The sequence below is a fragment of the Paraburkholderia sp. BL6665CI2N2 genome, assembly GCF_004366535.1.
GTDB lineage: Bacteria > Pseudomonadota > Gammaproteobacteria > Burkholderiales > Burkholderiaceae > Paraburkholderia.
Genome location: NZ_SORC01000001.1, coordinates 7,185,064 through 7,200,790, shown reverse-complemented (window position 1 = coordinate 7,200,790; position 15,727 = coordinate 7,185,064). Strand labels below are relative to the sequence as shown.

13 protein-coding genes are annotated in these 15,727 nt (G+C 64.2%); 7 read left to right on the top strand and 6 right to left on the bottom strand.

Annotation, left to right across the window (positions count from 1 at the left end; translation table 11 throughout):
- Positions 1-4: 4 nt before the first annotated feature.
- Positions 5-556, bottom strand: a complete 552-nt coding sequence (locus B0G81_RS32265) for a hypothetical protein (protein WP_116116581.1) — start codon at positions 554-556, stop codon at positions 5-7.
- 152 nt (positions 557-708) lie between these two features.
- On the opposite strand from B0G81_RS32265, the gene B0G81_RS45445 reads away from it, so the two are divergent.
- Positions 709-840, top strand: a complete 132-nt coding sequence (locus B0G81_RS45445) for a hypothetical protein (protein ID WP_279590509.1) — start codon at positions 709-711, stop codon at positions 838-840.
- 185 nt (positions 841-1,025) lie between these two features.
- On the opposite strand, the gene B0G81_RS32260 is transcribed toward B0G81_RS45445, so the two are convergent.
- Complete coding sequence (locus tag B0G81_RS32260; protein ID WP_134141011.1) at positions 1,026-1,346, bottom strand: hypothetical protein; 321 nt, start codon at positions 1,344-1,346, stop codon at positions 1,026-1,028.
- Positions 1,347-1,451: 105 nt separating this feature from the next.
- Positions 1,452-3,053 carry a rhodanese-related sulfurtransferase gene (locus B0G81_RS32255; protein ID WP_134141010.1) on the bottom strand — a complete coding sequence of 534 codons (1,602 nt, stop codon included), beginning with the start codon at positions 3,051-3,053 and terminating at the stop codon, positions 1,452-1,454.
- 754 nt (positions 3,054-3,807) lie between these two features.
- Here B0G81_RS32255 and B0G81_RS32245 point away from each other — a divergent pair.
- Entirely contained in the window at positions 3,808-4,803 is a 996-nt protein-coding gene (locus B0G81_RS32245) for an LLM class flavin-dependent oxidoreductase (RefSeq protein ID WP_134141008.1), read from the top strand.
- An 87-nt stretch (positions 4,804-4,890) separates the two neighbouring features.
- Here the strand turns inward: B0G81_RS32245 and B0G81_RS32240 are convergent, their stop codons facing one another.
- Positions 4,891-6,024 carry an alpha/beta hydrolase gene (locus B0G81_RS32240; RefSeq protein WP_134141006.1) on the bottom strand — a complete coding sequence of 378 codons (1,134 nt, stop codon included), beginning with the start codon at positions 6,022-6,024 and terminating at the stop codon, positions 4,891-4,893.
- Positions 6,025-6,427: 403 nt separating this feature from the next.
- On the opposite strand from B0G81_RS32240, the gene glgC reads away from it, so the two are divergent.
- The 5 genes from glgC to B0G81_RS32215 all read left to right on the top strand — a co-directional run bounded on the left by glgC (position 6,428) and on the right by B0G81_RS32215 (position 12,628).
- Positions 6,428-7,690, top strand: coding sequence for a glucose-1-phosphate adenylyltransferase (gene glgC / locus B0G81_RS32235; protein ID WP_134141004.1), 1,263 nt, complete (start codon positions 6,428-6,430; stop codon positions 7,688-7,690).
- Positions 7,691-7,754: 64 nt separating this feature from the next.
- Positions 7,755-9,215 carry a glycogen synthase GlgA gene (gene glgA, locus B0G81_RS32230; protein ID WP_134141002.1) on the top strand — a complete coding sequence of 487 codons (1,461 nt, stop codon included), beginning with the start codon at positions 7,755-7,757 and terminating at the stop codon, positions 9,213-9,215.
- Between the two features lie 292 nt (positions 9,216-9,507).
- Complete coding sequence (gene pdxY / locus B0G81_RS32225) at positions 9,508-10,374, top strand: pyridoxal kinase PdxY (RefSeq protein ID WP_116116575.1); 867 nt, start codon at positions 9,508-9,510, stop codon at positions 10,372-10,374.
- Between the two features lie 229 nt (positions 10,375-10,603).
- Positions 10,604-11,065 carry a hypothetical protein gene (locus B0G81_RS32220; RefSeq protein ID WP_106285990.1) on the top strand — a complete coding sequence of 154 codons (462 nt, stop codon included), beginning with the start codon at positions 10,604-10,606 and terminating at the stop codon, positions 11,063-11,065.
- A gap of 411 nt (positions 11,066-11,476) precedes the next feature.
- The gene (locus B0G81_RS32215; RefSeq protein ID WP_134141001.1) at positions 11,477-12,628 is read left to right on the top strand and encodes a branched-chain amino acid ABC transporter substrate-binding protein; all 1,152 of its coding nucleotides are present in this window, start codon (positions 11,477-11,479) and stop codon (positions 12,626-12,628) included.
- A 53-nt stretch (positions 12,629-12,681) separates the two neighbouring features.
- Here B0G81_RS32215 and B0G81_RS32210 read toward each other — a convergent pair whose 3' ends face one another.
- Entirely contained in the window at positions 12,682-14,598 is a 1,917-nt protein-coding gene (locus B0G81_RS32210; RefSeq protein WP_134140999.1) for a DUF3857 domain-containing protein, read from the bottom strand.
- Between the two features lie 338 nt (positions 14,599-14,936).
- Positions 14,937-15,602, bottom strand: a complete 666-nt coding sequence (locus tag B0G81_RS32205; RefSeq protein WP_134140997.1) for a hypothetical protein — start codon at positions 15,600-15,602, stop codon at positions 14,937-14,939.
- Positions 15,603-15,727: the final 125 nt, after the last annotated feature.

Below are 15,727 nucleotides of genomic sequence, written 5' to 3'. Positions count from 1 at the left end.
ACTTCTACCGTCCCCGGATCACGTCCGAGCGCGATGTCGTGTACACCTTCTGATACTGGTCGAAATGCACGTTGAAAATGCCTTCTTCGGTCACGCCGCCTTCGCGCCACTTCCAGCTCCACACGGTTTCCGGTTTGAGCGGAAACACCGCCACCTGACCGGGCTTGCCGAGCAGCCGGCGCACTTCGTCCTCGCTCATACCCATGCGGATTTTCGCGAAGTTGGCCGCCGTCAGCACTTGGGTGATCGCCTGCAATTTGCCGTCGCGATCGATGTCGACCATATACGTATTCAGGCCTTGCGGGCCGCGCGGATATTCGAAGCGTTTGGAACCGTCCGTGAACGTGCGCTCGGTTTCCGGCTTGCCCATCTGGTCGCGGATCTGCGCTTCGGTCGTGACGCCCGGCGTCATGTCCTTGAGCAGCAACGCATCCGGTTTGACGGCGTTGAAGAATTCCTTGAGTTTTTGCACGGCGCGGTCGCTCGATTGGTCGTCGCAACCGGTCAACGCAACGCACGCGGCCAGCATGGCGACAGTCAGCAGTTTGAGGCTCACAGCGAGTTTTTCCTGTACGGACGCAGGCCGCGAAGGCGCGCATCCCGTTGTGTAGTGTCTGCTACAGGATAACCGCGCACGAGGAAAACCGCGAGCGGGCGCGGCACGGCGGTGTGGGCCGTCGTACACGATGGCGGAGGCAAGAGGCGGCGATGGCGGGTGTTCACGCGGCGAAGCACGTTAAAAACCGTCGCCACAAGCAAAAAGGCGACGCTGTGCAAAGCGTCGCCGGGTCGGTCGATACGGTCAACCGGAAAGTGGAAGCGGCCGTTTCGGCCGCCTGACAACGAAGCACCGCGGACGACGCGCAGCGGTCTGGTTCCGGACGAAGCGGTGAGCAACCTTGGCTGCTCACCTTGCGCCATCGCCGGAATGGCAAACCGCTGCTTGATTGGCCGCCCTGGTCCCTCGATAAGCCTTCCAAGTGTGACTAATCTAAACGCATTGGCGGGATTAGACGAGAGCGCGTTTACACCAAATCGGCAGATGATTTGCGCTGGGCCGCGAGGTTCTCAGCACCTTTTTGACGGCGCGTTTCAAGCGCGCGAAATCGACGCAAAGGCAGCGCATCCCACCGCCTGCAGCGCCGAGTCATTCTGCGATGTGTGAATCCGTCGCGCACGGCAAGGCCGATGCTGCGAGCGCCGCAATGCCGGGCGTTGCGAATAACGCGCGCTCCAGAACAGATCGGATTGCGAAACAAAAACGGGAGGTGGTCATGGGCAACGCGCACGTCGCGGCAACGAGTGGATTTGCCATCGACAATAAGGCAGGCCTTTGTATAAGACAAACGCGTTATTCTGCTAAGCAAATATGCGAGATTTTCTTGCGCGGCGCGACGCGCTCACGCGCGGCGGTTCAGGCAAGCACGCGCGCCGCGCGCGGCCTGACGCGCTCAGATCACGCGAAACCCATGCGTGCCATCGCGCCGGAGTTGCGCGACGAGACCATACTCCCATTCCAGATACGCGTTCATTGCTTCGCGCGCGTTGTCGGTGCCCTCATAAGGCCGCCGGTAACCATCGATGCGCGCCGACGCCATGCGTGTCTCGCCGCTCTCGACCGGCAAGCCCGCTTCGATCCACGCCGCCGTGCCGCCGCTCAGCACCTGCACCGGTTTGCCGGTCAATGCCGCAACGTCGGGCGCGGCGAAGCGCGCGAGCTGGCTGCTGCCGCAAGTGACCACATACCGCTGCGCATCCGGCAGCTTGTGCAGCGCCTTCTCGAGTTCGCTGCGAATCACGAACCACGCGCCGGGAATATGACGCTTCACATAGTTCGCGCTGCTGGTGAAGTCGAGCACGGCGGTGCCGCGCGATTGCAGCAGCGTCACCAAGCCCGCCGGCGTAAGCTCATCGGCGTCGGGCGGCGTGGGCGCATGGCGGACCGCGGGCGCCGCACCCTTCTCGCCGAAGTCCGCCGCCATCAAACCATCGACGACGTACACCTCGACGTTCATCTGCGCGAGCCACGACGCGGTCATGTTCGCGCGCACGCCGTCATTGTCCGCGAGGATCACGCGCGCGCCGCGCACCGGCGCGAACATGTCGGTTTCCTGCACGAGCTGGCCGCCCGGCGCGCTGCGAAACCCGGGCACGTGGCCCGCTTCGTATTCTTCCGGCGTACGCACGTCGAAGCGATATACGGTGCGTACCGCTTCGCCGGCCCAGCGGCGTGCTTCGTCGCGTGACGTGCGGCCCACTCTCGCTCGATCCGCCACGGCGCGTGCGGAATCGGCAGCAGCCAGACGCAGTTGATCGTCGGCAATCGGCTCGAAGCGGCGCGAACTGCCGTGCGCCAGCGCCTGGCCGGCCAGCGTCCAGCCGATCGTGCCATTGCGCAGCGCTGCGACCGGATTCGGCAGGCCCGCGTTGATCAGCGACTGCGCACCGATGATGCTGCGCGTGCGCCCCGCGCAATTGACGATGATCCGCGTCGCCGGATTCGGCGCAAGCTGACGCGCGCGCAGCACCAACTCCGCGCCAGGCACGCTGATGCTGCCGGGAATATTCATGGTTTGATATTCGTCGAAGGGGCGCGCGTCGAGCACCACCACGTCCGCTTCCTGATCGAGCAGCGCCTGCACCTGCGGCGCCGTGAGCGACGGCGTATGCCGCACGCTTTCCACCAGTTCGCCGAACGCCTTGCTCGGCACGTTGACGTCCTGGAACAGCTCGCCGCCAGCCTCGCGCCAGCCTTGCAAACCGCCTTCGAGCAAGGCGACGTCGGTATAGCCCAACTCGCCCAGACGACGCGCGGCACGTTCGGCGAGTCCTTCACCGGAGTCGAATACGACGATCGGCACGGCCTGGCGCGGCAAGCGCAGGGGCGCGTCGAGTTCGAGCCGCGACAGCGGCAAATTGGCGGCAAACAGCGGATGACTGCGCGCGTGCGGATCTTCCTCGCGCACGTCCACGAGCGCGATTTCCTCGCGATCGAGCAGTGTGCGGCGCACGTCTTCGAATGATCGGGTACGAAATGCCTGAACGAAACTCATGAGATGAAGGACTCCTTTGCCACATTCCAGATGTTCGGCAACACGTCGTTCGCGTAGCCGGAGATAGGCGGCTTGCGGGCGCACCGCCCGGATAGACGGACCGTGTCAGCGCACCGATATTTGCACCGTACACGTGAATGCTGATCAACGTACGGTCACTAAAAGCGTCGCTCACAGGATGAATATCGCCGATGCGCGGCGACATCACATCCGCCGCGCTGGCGTCGAACTGCCTGGCCGCGCTGTTTTTTTAGCGTGCCGCCTTCGGCAATACGGTGATGCTGCGCAATTTCCGCGCCACGCGGCACGCGCATCAGGCTCCGCACGGTGTGATCGCGACGAGCGCTGTAATCCGGCCGGCGAACGCGCGCAAGCGGTCGGGCCTCAGGGCTCGGATCATCGATACTTAAGCTTGAGAAGGCAGGTTTGGATGGCGCTGATCGACGGCGCTTACGCACCACGAGCGAGTGCGGCGTTGAAGGTGTCGGTCAACAACAGTGCGACACATCGGCACGCCCTTCGATCACGGCGCCACGTGCGAAGATATCGGCCACCCGCTGCTCGCTCGCGCTGCGATGCGGGTTTGCATGTAACGCCTGAGCGGTTCCAGTTCGGCGTTTTCGCCCTTGCCACGCCCGCGCGAGCAAACCCCCTTTCATGAACGTGGACATCGCGACCCCGTCAGCAGAAAAGCGCAAGCTTTGCGAGAATGCCCCATCGCGCGACAGCGCCGGAAACAACAAGTGAACAGACAATGATCCCCTTCTCGGTCCTCGACCTTTCGCCGGTCACCGCGGGCGCCACGCCGGCTGACGCGTTCAGGAATACGCTCGACCTCGCCCAGCACGCGGAAAACTGGAACTATCGCCGCTTCTGGCTCGCGGAACATCACAACATGACGGGCATTGCCAGCGCCGCGACTGCGGTGGTGATCGGCTATGTCGCGGGCGGTACGAAAACGATCCGCGTCGGCTCGGGCGGCATCATGCTGCCGAACCATGCGCCGCTTGTCATCGCCGAACAGTTCGGCACGCTCGCGTCGCTTTATCCCGACCGTATCGACCTGGGCCTCGGCCGCGCGCCCGGCACCGATCAGAGCACTGCGCGCGCGTTGCGCCGCGACTTGCAAAACAGCGCGGACTCGTTCCCTGACGACGTCGTCGAATTGCAGCGTTATTTCGCCGACCCCGTGCCAGGGCAGCGCATTCGCGCCGTGCCGGGTGCAGGCCTGAACGTGCCGCTGTGGCTGCTCGGTTCGTCGCTCTTCAGCGCGCAACTCGCGGCGGCGCTCGGTCTGCCGTTCGCCTTCGCCTCGCATTTCGCGCCGGATTACATGCTCACGGCGTTGCAGGTCTATCGTTCGCAATTCCGTCCGTCGGCTACGCTCGACAAGCCGTATGCGATGGTCGGCGTGAATCTGTTCGCCGCGGATACGAATGAAGAAGCGCAGCGTCTCTTCACCTCGCTGCAGCAGCAATTCATCAATCTGCGACGTGGCACGCCGGGTCAGTTGCAACCGCCGGTCGAACGGCTCGAGGCGTCGGAGATGGAATTGAACGGCGTGGCGCACTCGCTCGCCTGCACGGCGCTGGGCGATCGCGATACGGTGCGCGAAGGCTTGAAGTCGATCATCGAGCAAACCGGTGCGGATGAATTGATGCTCACCGCGCAGATCTACGATCACAAGGCGCGGCTGCGCTCATTCGAGATCGGCGCGCAAGTGCGTGAGGAGTTGGCGGGCGGCAAATAAGACCGGTAACTTCGTCGACGAATGCAAAAAGGGTAGCCGGTGGCCGCCCTTGTTTGTCGATCGGCGCGACTCGACCGCGTCATCAATTCAATGGTTCGCCGGCACCGCCGCGAGACCGTCCAGCAGTGCTTTATGAAACGCCTGCGGATCCTGCATCTGCGGCGCATGCCCCAGTCCGGCGAATTCGACGAGCGTCGCGTGCGGAATTGCCTTGGCGGCGGCTTTGCCGAGTTCCGGGTAATGGCCGATTTTCACGCGTACGTCGGGAGGCGCGGCGTCCTTGCCGATCGCCGTGGTGTCCTTCTGGCCGATCAGCAGCAGCGTCGGTACGCTCACCTGACCGAGTTCATAAACAACAGGCTGCGTATAAATCATGTCGTACAGCAACGCGGAATTCCACGCGACGATCTGCTTGCCCGGACCGCGATACATGCCCGCCAGCATCTGCACCCACGGTTCGTAGTTCGCGCGCCACTGCCCCGCGTAATAAGTCGACTGCTCGTAGCGGCGAATGCTTTCGGCGGTCGTCTTCAACTCGCGCTCGTACCACTGGTCGACGGATAGCGAGGGCACGCCCTTCGCCTTCCAGTCTTCCAGGCCGATCGGATTGACCAGCACCAGTTGCTGCGTCTCGCTCGGATACATCAGCGCGTAGCGGATCGCCAGCATGCCGCCGGTGGAATGCCCGATCACCGTCGCGTCGGTCACGCCGAGCGATTCCAGCAACGCATGCGTATTGCGCGCGAGCTGTTGAAAACTGTACTGATAGTGCTCGGGCTTGCTCGACTTGCAAAAGCCGATCTGGTCCGGCGCGATCACGCGAAAGCCGGCATCGCTCAGCCGATGAATGGTCACGTCCCACGTCGCTGCGCAGAAGTTCTTGCCGTGCAGCAGCACCGCTGTGCGGCCGTTCGCCTTGGCCGGCTTGATATCCATGTACGCCATATGCAGCGCCACCCCTTGCGAGGTGAAGTCGTACTGGCTGACCGGTGCCGGGTAGTTGAAGCCCTGTAACTCGGGGCCATACGCCGGGCCGGTATCGCCCGCGACGCTCGTGGCGGCTGAAGCGGCGGGGCTGCCCGGACTCCGTGCGTCGACGCCCGCGGACGCGGCGGCACTCGCAGGCGTGGCGGCGGAAGCCGCAAAAACGGCGGGCGCGGAAGCGGCGAATAGCGCACAAACGCTCAACATGGCGAACAAGGACAGGCGGCGAAAATTCATCGAGTTTTTTCTGAAGGGAAAAGCACAGGAGGTATGCGGGGCAAACGCACGGCGCGACCATCGCCGAAACCCCGGCCGGGAGCGCACGATTCTACGACGCGCCGCCTGACTCTGCCGCCGCCGGCGCCGGCTGACAGCGGCGCGGCGCTCGTGGCACGCATATTGCGGCTCGGCACCGCACGCTTTATATGTGTCGTGGCGCACGGATCGCCGCGGTGCAACAGGTGATCGTGCGCAAGATGGGCGCTCGCGCGGCATGGGCACAATTCAGACTACTCGTCCGCGGCAAATCAGTGCTAGAACTAGCAGACGGGCCCGCGAAGACGGAGCCGGCGCGCAGCACGATTCATCAGTGGAGAACAAGCGACCCACGCATCCGGGGCATACTAATCAGGAGACAGACATGCACACTCCGGCACGGCTGAACGATCTGCAACGCACCACCCTCGCCATCGTCCTTGCGGGCGGACGGGGCACGCGGCTCGGGCCGCTTACCAACAAACGCGTCAAGCCGGCGGTGCACTTCGGCGGCAAATACCGGATCATCGATTTCGCGCTCTCCAACTGTCTGAACTCCGGCATCCGCCGCATCGCGGTCGTCACGCAATACAAGGCGCACTCGCTGTTGCGCCACTTGCAGCGCGGCTGGAGTTTCCTGCGCGGCGAGATGGGCGAATTCATCGACTTGTGGCCCGCGCAGCAGCGTGTGGAAGGCGCGCACTGGTATCGCGGCACCGCGGACGCGGTGTTCCAGAACCTCGACATCATCCGCTCGATCCGGCCGAAATACGTGGTGGTGCTGGCGGGCGACCATATCTACAAGATGGACTACACGCGCATGATCGCCGACCACGAGGAGAGCGGCGCGGATTGCACGGTCGGCTGTATCGAGGTGCCGCGCATGGAGGCGGTGGCCTTCGGCGTGATGCACGTGGATGAAAACCGCCGCGTGACCGACTTCCTGGAAAAGCCCGCCGACCCGCCTTGCATTCCCGGCCGCCCGGATACGGCGCTGGCCAGCATGGGCATCTACGTGTTCAGCGCGGATTACCTGTATTCGTTGCTCGAAGAGAACATCTCCACCATCGACACCGATCACGACTTCGGCAAGGACATCCTGCCGCGTGTGGTCACGCAAGGCATGGCGATCGCGCATCCGTTCAGCATGTCGTGCGTGTCGTCGGATCCGAACGTGGAGCCGTACTGGCGCGACGTCGGCACGATCGACGCTTACTGGGCCGCCAATCTCGACCTCGCCTCCACCATCCCGACGCTCGATCTCTACGACCGCAACTGGCCAATCTGGACGTACCAGGAACAGTTGCCGCCCGCCAAGTTCGTGCGCGACATGAAGGGGCTGCAAGGCTCGGGCAATAATCTGATCGTGTGCGGCGGCTGCGTGATCTCGGGCTCGCAGATTTCGCGCTCGGTGCTTTCGTCGGATGTCAAAGTGAGTTCATTCTGTAACATCAATGAGGCAGTCTTGTTGCCGCAGGTCACCGTCGGCGCGAGCTGCCGGCTGCAGAAAGTGGTGATAGACCGCGGCTGCGCGATACCGGAGGGCACGGTGATCGGCGAAGATCCGGTGAGCGACGCCGAGCGCTTCTACCGTACCGAGGACGGCGTCGTGCTGGTCACGCCGGAGGCGCTGCGGCAGAAGATCTAGTCAGGGCCGGCTGCCGCCGGCTCAGCCGCGCCCAACCCGAACCAACAGGACAGAGACTGAGCCTATGACGATTCGCGCCCTGCACGTCGCAAGCGAGCTATATCCCCTCCTCAAAACGGGCGGTCTCGCCGACGTCGCGGGCGCGTTGCCGCCCGCGCTGATCGAGCGCGGCGCCGATGTGCGGGTCCTGTTGCCAGGCTTTCCGGCGGTCGTTGCCGGATTGACCGACCTGACGCCGGTCGCGCAACTGGGCCGCCGCTTCGACGCGCCGGGCGTCACGCTCGAACGGGGCACGCTGGCGTCGAACGGCCTGGTCGTCTACGTCATCCGCGCGGCCACGCTGTACGACCGGCGCGGCAATCCGTATTTGAATGACGAGCACGTGCCCTACGGCGACAACGCGCAGCGCTTTGCGCTGCTCGGCTGGGTCGCCGCGCAACTTGCGCAGCAACTGGACCCGGCGTGGTCGCCGCAGATCGTTCACGCGCACGACTGGCACGCGGGGCTCGCGCCGGCCTATCTGAAGGCGGCCGAACGCCAGCATGGCAGGTCCTTCGCCCGCAGCGTCTTCACGGTGCACAACCTCGCGTATCAAGGCGTATTTCCCGCGCACCAGTTCGGTCAGCTCGGCCTGCCGGACGATTTTTTCAGCGTGCATGGCGTCGAGTTCTACGGGCAAATGTCGTTTCTCAAGGCGGGCCTCTACTACAGCGACCGCATCACCACGGTCAGCCCGACCTATGCACGCGAAATCCAGACGCTCGCCCAGGGCGGCGGCCTCGACGGTTTGCTGCGCCATCGCGCGCACGATCTGAGCGGCATTCTGAACGGCGTCGACTACACGGTCTGGTGTCCCGGCACCGATACGCTGCTCGAGAACCACTACACCGCGACGCGGCTCGCCGGCAAGCTTGCGTGCAAGGACGCGCTGCAAAAACGCTTCGGCCTCGCGCAGAAAAGCGACGCGCTGCTGTTCGGCGTGGTGAGCCGGCTGACCGAGCAGAAAGGCCTCGACCTGCTGCTCGAAGCCGTGCCGGAAATCATCAAACACGGCGGACAGCTGGTCGTGTTCGGCACCGGCGACCCGGCGCTGGAGAACGGTTTGAAACGCGTGGCGCACACGCACCCCGAGTCCGTGGCGGTGGAGCTGGGATTCGATGAAACGCTCGCGCATACGATCGTCGCGGGCAGCGACGTGATAGCGGTGCCCTCGCGTTTCGAGCCGTGCGGCCTCACGCAACTGTATGCGCTGGCGTATGGATCGCTGCCGCTCGTGCATTGCGTGGGCGGTCTCGCGGACACGGTGGTGGACGCGTCGCTCGAAAATCTCGCCGACGACCTCGCCACCGGTTTCGTGTTCGAACGATTCGAACCGAAGGGAATCGGCGCAGCCATCCGCCGCGCCTTCGCCCTCTATGGGCGCCGTACCGAATGGAAGGCGGCCCAGCGGCGCGCGATGCGCCAGGACTTCGGCTGGGGCGCCTCGGCGGAGCGTTATCTGGCGTTGTACCGCGAGCTCGCATGAGTTCGAAAAAGCCGTTGAGCAAGCAGGCCCGCAGCATTTCGCGAGCCGGGGCTGGCTTCGCAGCCGTCCTCCGCCGCGTGCGCGTGTGATGGTTCGGCGCAACAACTCGGGGACGGATCGACTCGCGCGCGGCAAAGTCATGTATTGTTTCCTGACAATGCAGCGCGTGCGGGTTTCCTGCACCATCTGAAGCATTCCTGCCACATGAGGCGTCCGGTGCTTGCCGGATCGCCGCCGCGGTGCACCCTTCCCGTTTTCATTGATCGCGCAGACCCGTTGCGCGGGCCATACCATGACCAAAAGCGTTCTGAGCATCCAGTCACATGTCGTCTTCGGTCACGCCGGCAACAGCGCGGCGGTGTTTCCGATGCGTCGGCTCGGCGTCAACGTCTGGCCGCTCAATACCGTGCAGTTCTCGAACCACACGCAATACGGCCATTGGACCGGCAGCGCGATCGACGGCTCGCAAATGGAAGATCTGGTCGACGGCATCGGCGCGATCGGCATGCTGCCGCGTTGCGACGCCGTGCTATCCGGCTATCTGGGCACGCCCGAACAGGCGCAGTCGGTGCTCGAAATCGTCAAGGCCGTGAAGGCCGTCAATCCGCGCGCCTGGTACTTCTGCGACCCGGTGATGGGCGCGGCGAGCGGCTGCAAGGTGGAACCGGGCATCCAGGAGTTTCTCGTGCGCACCATGCCCGAGATGGCCGACGCCATGGCGCCGAACCACACCGAATTGCAGCGCCTCGTGGGACGCGAGATCGAAACGCTGGAAGAAGCCGTGACGGCATGCCGCGAGCTCATCGCGCGCGGGCCGAAGCTGGTGCTGGTCAAGCATCTGCTCGATCGAAACAGTCCCGCCGACCGCTTCAACATGCTGGTCGTCACCGAGCGCGAATCGTGGATGGCGCAACGCCCGCTCTATCCGTTCGCGCGGCAACCGGTGGGCGTGGGCGATCTGACGAGCGCGGTGTTCGTCGCGCGTACGCTGCTCGGCGATTCGATTCGCGCGGCCTTCGAGCACACGCTCGCCGCCGTGAACGCGGTGGTCAAGACGACCTGGCAGGCCGGGCGTTATGAGCTCGAACTGGTGGCCGCACAGAACGAAATCGCGCAGCCGCGCGAGTGGTTCGATGCGTGGGTGGCGGATACGGCGTAGGTGGCGGGCGCGCAAGAGGTTTCAGGCAATCCTCAGCGCTAGAAAAGCGCAGATTCGAGCAGCCCACGCAAACCGTCTCCTGTGCGCGTCGCGGCAATCGATTCGCGCCGCGTCTCTCGACTGTCAGCCGGCCGTCCTATAATGCGTGCCGCGTGGACAGGCACCTGCCCGCCCGCACCGCATTTTTTTTCAGGTATCCGGCATTCAGTTTTCAGCAGACGAGGCATCGATGGACGGTTATATCCGCAGCGAGCGGGAAGAATTTTTTGAGCAGTTGTGCATCAGCGTCGACGCCGACGAGGCGCACGAACAGGAAGCGATCGAGTTCTTCGAGAGCCAGTTCGACCAGGCCGACTTCGATCCCGCGCAGTGGCTCGACATCGCTTTGTACTATTCGCCGGCGGTGGCGCGCGGCATCGTCGACATGGTGACGCCGGACGACAAGGCGCGCAGCAATATCGCCGAAGTGATCGCGGACAACCTCGACATCTCGTACGGCGAAGACGAATGCCAGCAGTTCGCCGAGACCATCGAATTCGCGCTGAACAACGGCGTGCCGGTGGATATCGACCTTGTACTCGACGGCTGCCAGCGCGCCCTCGACGATCTCGACACATGGGCCGACGAAGACACCAAGGCGCCGCTTCTGCGTCTGCGCGAGGAGTTGTTGCGCCAGCAAGGCGAGCGTTGAACGGCTGGTTTCGAAGCCGTTACGAGTTTCCACTCCGACAGGCGGCAGCGACCTTGCTCCGCCACAGCGCGGCGGCCACGCTGCCCGCGCATTGTTCATATGCAGCAATCCGCACCCGCGCGCCCGCGCCGGGACGCCGCCAGCCAACGCGCTGCGCGGGTTATGCCGAAATGCTCATTCAAAGCGCCTCGAACTGCCAAGACGGTGCCAATTTGGCTTTCTATATTCGCGCCAGATTGATCGCCGCTTGAACGCGAATGCGCGCAAGTGCGCGCATTCCCGCATTGTTCAAAGCGACCGATCATTCGTAGTCTCTCGATGCGCGCCATGCGAAGTCCATGCGCGCGCGTCGATCCAGCGTTACCGCCTTGCCGCTTTCACTACCTGAAACTGTCGATGGAAGGAGAGACCATGAGTCTTCGCTACACGCTGAAACCGCTTGCCCTGTTCGTTGGCGCTATCTTCGCCATCGCGCCGCCGGCCAGCTTCGCCGACGACCTGCCGGTGAAGATCGGCTTCGCCGCCCCGCTGACCGGCGCCAACGCCGGCTACGGCAAGGACCTCGAAAACGGCGTCCGGCTCGCAATCGAGGAAGCCAACGCGCAAAAGATCAAGATCGGCGACAAGGTGGCGCAATTCCAGATCGTCTCCGAAGACGACCAGGCCGACCCGCGCATCGGCGTGCAAGCCGCGCAGAAACTGGTCGACGCGGGCGTGTCGGCCGTGGTGGGCCACTTCAACTCGGGCACGACGATTCCCGCTTCGCAGGTCTACGAGCAGGCCGGCATTCCAGTGATCGACCCGGCCGCCACCAATCCGATCATCACCGGACGCGGCTTCGCGAACACCTTCATGGTGATTTCCACCGACGCGCAGAACGCCGGCAACGCAGGCGTCTATGCCGTGGAAGTGACCAAGGCCAAGCGCATCGCGATCATCGACGACCGCACCGCATTCGGCCAGGGCGAGGCGGACGAGTTCGAGAAAGCCGTCAAAGCGCACGGCGGCAATCTCGTGGCGCGTGAGTACACCGACAATAAAGCGGTCGACTTCAGCACGCAGATCACCAAGATCAAATCGACCAATGCCGATCTGATCTTTTTCGGCGGCCTGGACACGCAGGCCGCGGGCTTCGCCAAGCGCATGAAGCAACTGGGCATGAACGCGCAACTGGTGGGCGGCGGCGGCGTGATGGATCAGGACTTCATCAAGCTTGCGGGCGATTCCGCTGAAGGCGTGATGGCCTGGGAATATGGACGGCCCCTCGCACAATTGCCGGGCGGCAAGGATTTCTCCGTGAAGTTCAAGAAGCGTTTCGGCGTGGATATCCTGTCCTATGCGCCGTTCGGCTATGACGGCGCGTGGGCCGCGATCAAGGCGATGCAGAAGGCCAAGTCCAGCTCGCCGAACGACTACAGGCCCGCGCTCAAGGCCATCGATTTCGAAGGCGTAACCGGCAGGATTTCCTTCGACAACACCGGCGCGTTGAAGAGCGGCGCGTCAACGCTTTATCAGGTCAAGAATGGAGCGTGGGTGCCCATCGTGACCAAGAGCGGAAGTTAAGCCAGGTTCCGATTCCGGCACGGGCTTGCCCGTTTGCGCCCGTGCCGGTGGAATCACTGTGGCTTCTTCGAATTTGCGACCTTGACCACCAGTTCGGCATCGAGGTCTCTCTGGATTCGCACGAGATCGTCGTGCATCCCGGCGAATTCACTCGCTGAACACATCTGATGATCAAAGGCGGCGCGCAGGTGCCGCCTGACCTGCAAGACCCGCGCGGCCGGATCGTAGACGTAGCTGGATGAAAAGGTCAGAAAGCGGTCTTGCACCGCCGTGTCGGACGGCAAATCCGTCACTCGTACGAAGCGCGGCAGCGTCATTTCCAGGGTCTCGTCGAACTCTCCGCCGATGCACGTCCAGGGCTGAGTCCTCGCAGGCTCCGCGAGCCACGCCTGCACCTGCGAGCCCATCCCGCCTGAGAAACTCGTCAACGCGGGTACGGCCGTGGTGCCATCGGTCCAGACGAAGTGCTCCACCTTCCCTTGCATCGACGTGGCGAATGGTCCGGTCGTGGCGCCGAGATCCGCCGTGCGCAATTGCGTCGTGCCGTGCAAACCCGTCTGCAACAGACGGTTCGCGGCGATCTGCTGCGTGCGTTGCCGCGTCGAGCGCCGAAAGGTATTGCGCTCGATCTCGGCGGTAAAACCCGCGTCCTCGACCCGGTAAGCGTAATTCGCCGCGCCGTTTTCATCGATGTCGATCTGCACGCGCGCGCTGCGTTCGCGCAACTGCGTGGCCGGCGTGCGCGACAGCACGCCCTCGCCGACCAGCAATACCGGCCGGTCCATCACGCTCGGAGGCAGATAGCCGAATGCCGTGCCGCCCGCCGTCGTATCCGCATACAACGACAACTCAGGAATCCAGACAATCGCATGGTTGATCGCGCTCGATCCGTAGCCGGGCACGTCCGGCAAACTGTAGTACGGCCCGAGGTTGAGCAGCACCGCCTCGCTATGGATGCCGACCGCGGCCAGCAACGCACCGTAGAGCGCGACGTGGTCCTTGCAGTCGCCATAGCGGTTGCGCAGGATGTCGGTCGCCTTGTGCGGGATCGCCGCCGTTTCGCCGAGAAACAACGCGACGTAGCGGATATTCAGACGCATCCAGTCGTAGAGCCGTTGCGCCTTCACGCGCGGATCGTCAGTGCCGGCGCTCAGCGCTTGCGCGAGGCGGACAATCGCCGGATCGCCAGTCGTCGCGTCGGTGGCGGGGCCGCGATAGCGCGCGGCAAAATTCGCGAAGTCCGGCACTGTCGATACCATCAGGCGATCGCCCCAGTTCGCGTAGCCAACCGCGCCCGCTTCGAGCGGCGCATACGGTCCGTGCCGGTAGTCGAACTCGTAGCGGGTACGGCCGTTTGCCGTGACCGGCGGCACGGCGACGTAGCCGCGCGCGTCGGCGTAAAGCGGCACGTCGGCAGGCAGATCGAAAATCAGGCGCTGCAGTTCGACCGGGTCGCGGGTCGGCTCGACGAGGTAGGCGAAGGTGCCCGCCTGCAAGGGCTTCGTGCGCGTTTTGCGGAACGCCAGATGCACGCGCGAGCCCGGCTCGACGCCCGGGAAGATCACCGTGCGCAACACGCCGTCCTCGAAACTCGGCGCGCCTGCCGAGCGCGGCTCCTGCACGTCGCGGATCGCCTCGGGACCGACCGGATGCGCCACGCCGTTCAGGTCGATCGTTTCGGCGGCCAGCAACTGCACCTGCTCGATGTCCTTGTTGAACCACACGTAGCGTTGCGCGATATCGTCGACGCCGCTCGTCGTGTTGGCGCGCAAGACGGTGTCGTCATGCTCCTCGACGGAGCCGTCTTTCTGGATCGTGAAGAGATGGACGTCGCGCTCGATCGTGGAAGGCGCGCGATCGTCGCCGGATGCGGTAGCCGCGCCGTCGTCGGCGAACGCGCTCAACGCGACGCACGCGCCCAGCGCCGACCCACCGGCCAGCCTGAGAACAAACGCCATGCACCGCGTCATGTGCGCCGCGCCCTGCCCCGCGCGCCATCCTGTCGACTGCGGGCAAGCGCCCGCTGCAGCGTGACGGCAATTTTCCCCAAGATGCACCTCGGCTGAGTCCGTATCGTGGTTTTAGCACATGATGGCCGCGCGTTCCGGCTCGCTGCGCCGACGCCGATCGATGCGACGGCACGCCGATTCGATGAACCTCTATCGGCATCACCCGGGATTCGTTCCGTTGGACCGGCGAGGCGCTCGCGCAGGACGGCGTGATGTGGACACTCAAGGCCGAGTTTCACGTCCGCCGCAGGAGTGCCTATCAGCCGGCGTAAGCGAGTACTAGCTCGCGGCGCGCCGCCTCATTCCGTCTCGCCGAGTTGCCCAAGCAAAGCCTGCAATCGCTCGACGTGCCTGAGCAGCAGATGCCGATGCTTTTCGATCTGCTCCAGCCGTCCCGCGAGGTCGGCCTGGATCGGGTCGTCGAGATCGGCGGCGGCCATCACGTCCTCCACCTTGGCGCGCATTGTTGCCAGTTCGACCGGCGCGTGCGTCAGATGCCGCTCGAAACGCCGCACGTCCTGGATCGCCAGATCGCGGACCTTGCGAAAGTACGCCTGACGCCGATGCGCTTCCGCGTCGAGGATTTCTTCCTCGACGCGCCTCGCCGGCCCCGGCTGGCCGAAGATCGGTTCGGGCGGCCGCAGCACCGACTTCTTTCGCACCGGATGCGCCGTGCCCCGAAACCGCGCGAGCGGTTGTTCATTGTCGATCGCTTCACGCGCCTTGAGCGGGACGTCCTGCTCGGTATGCGGCACGTTCATCCAGCCGCCCGGCAGTCCCGTGACCGCTTCGATGCCGCGCACGAATTCCTCGCTGAATTCGCGCTGGCCCGACAACATCAGTTTCAGATAGCTCGCGGAGAAGGTCATCATGCGCGCGAGTCGCGTCGCCGCGCCGACCTCGCGAGTCAACAGCACCAGGTTTGCTCGCCAGACCGGGAGCAGCAATTCGTCGGAATCTTCCATCGCTGGGTCTTCCATCTTTTTGCCCGCTGTAGAGATCACACGCTTGCGCGCGTTATCGTTTTGAAAGGGTAGACGCTTCACCGCATGGCGCGCAATCCCGGAATGCCGTTGCGTGAGCGCCGATC

Excerpts from the sequence above, each read along its gene's own strand:
- B0G81_RS32220 (WP_106285990.1), top strand. The coding sequence starts at position 10,604 with ATGGACGGTTATATCCGCAGCGAGCGGGAAGAATTTTTTGAGCAGTTG.
- B0G81_RS32240 (WP_134141006.1), bottom strand. The coding sequence starts at position 6,024 with ATGAATTTTCGCCGCCTGTCCTTGTTCGCCATGTTGAGCGTTTGTGCG.
- B0G81_RS32215 (WP_134141001.1), top strand. The coding sequence starts at position 11,477 with ATGAGTCTTCGCTACACGCTGAAACCGCTTGCCCTGTTCGTTGGCGCT.
- B0G81_RS32205 (WP_134140997.1), bottom strand. The coding sequence starts at position 15,602 with ATGGAAGATTCCGACGAATTGCTGCTCCCGGTCTGGCGAGCAAACCTG.
- B0G81_RS32245 (WP_134141008.1), top strand. The coding sequence starts at position 3,808 with ATGATCCCCTTCTCGGTCCTCGACCTTTCGCCGGTCACCGCGGGCGCC.
- B0G81_RS32210 (WP_134140999.1), bottom strand. The coding sequence starts at position 14,598 with ATGACGCGGTGCATGGCGTTTGTTCTCAGGCTGGCCGGTGGGTCGGCG.
- glgC (WP_134141004.1), top strand. The coding sequence starts at position 6,428 with ATGCACACTCCGGCACGGCTGAACGATCTGCAACGCACCACCCTCGCC.
- B0G81_RS32255 (WP_134141010.1), bottom strand. The coding sequence starts at position 3,053 with ATGAGTTTCGTTCAGGCATTTCGTACCCGATCATTCGAAGACGTGCGC.
- pdxY (WP_116116575.1), top strand. The coding sequence starts at position 9,508 with ATGACCAAAAGCGTTCTGAGCATCCAGTCACATGTCGTCTTCGGTCAC.
- glgA (WP_134141002.1), top strand. The coding sequence starts at position 7,755 with ATGACGATTCGCGCCCTGCACGTCGCAAGCGAGCTATATCCCCTCCTC.
- B0G81_RS45445 (WP_279590509.1), top strand. The coding sequence starts at position 709 with ATGGCGGGTGTTCACGCGGCGAAGCACGTTAAAAACCGTCGCCACAAG.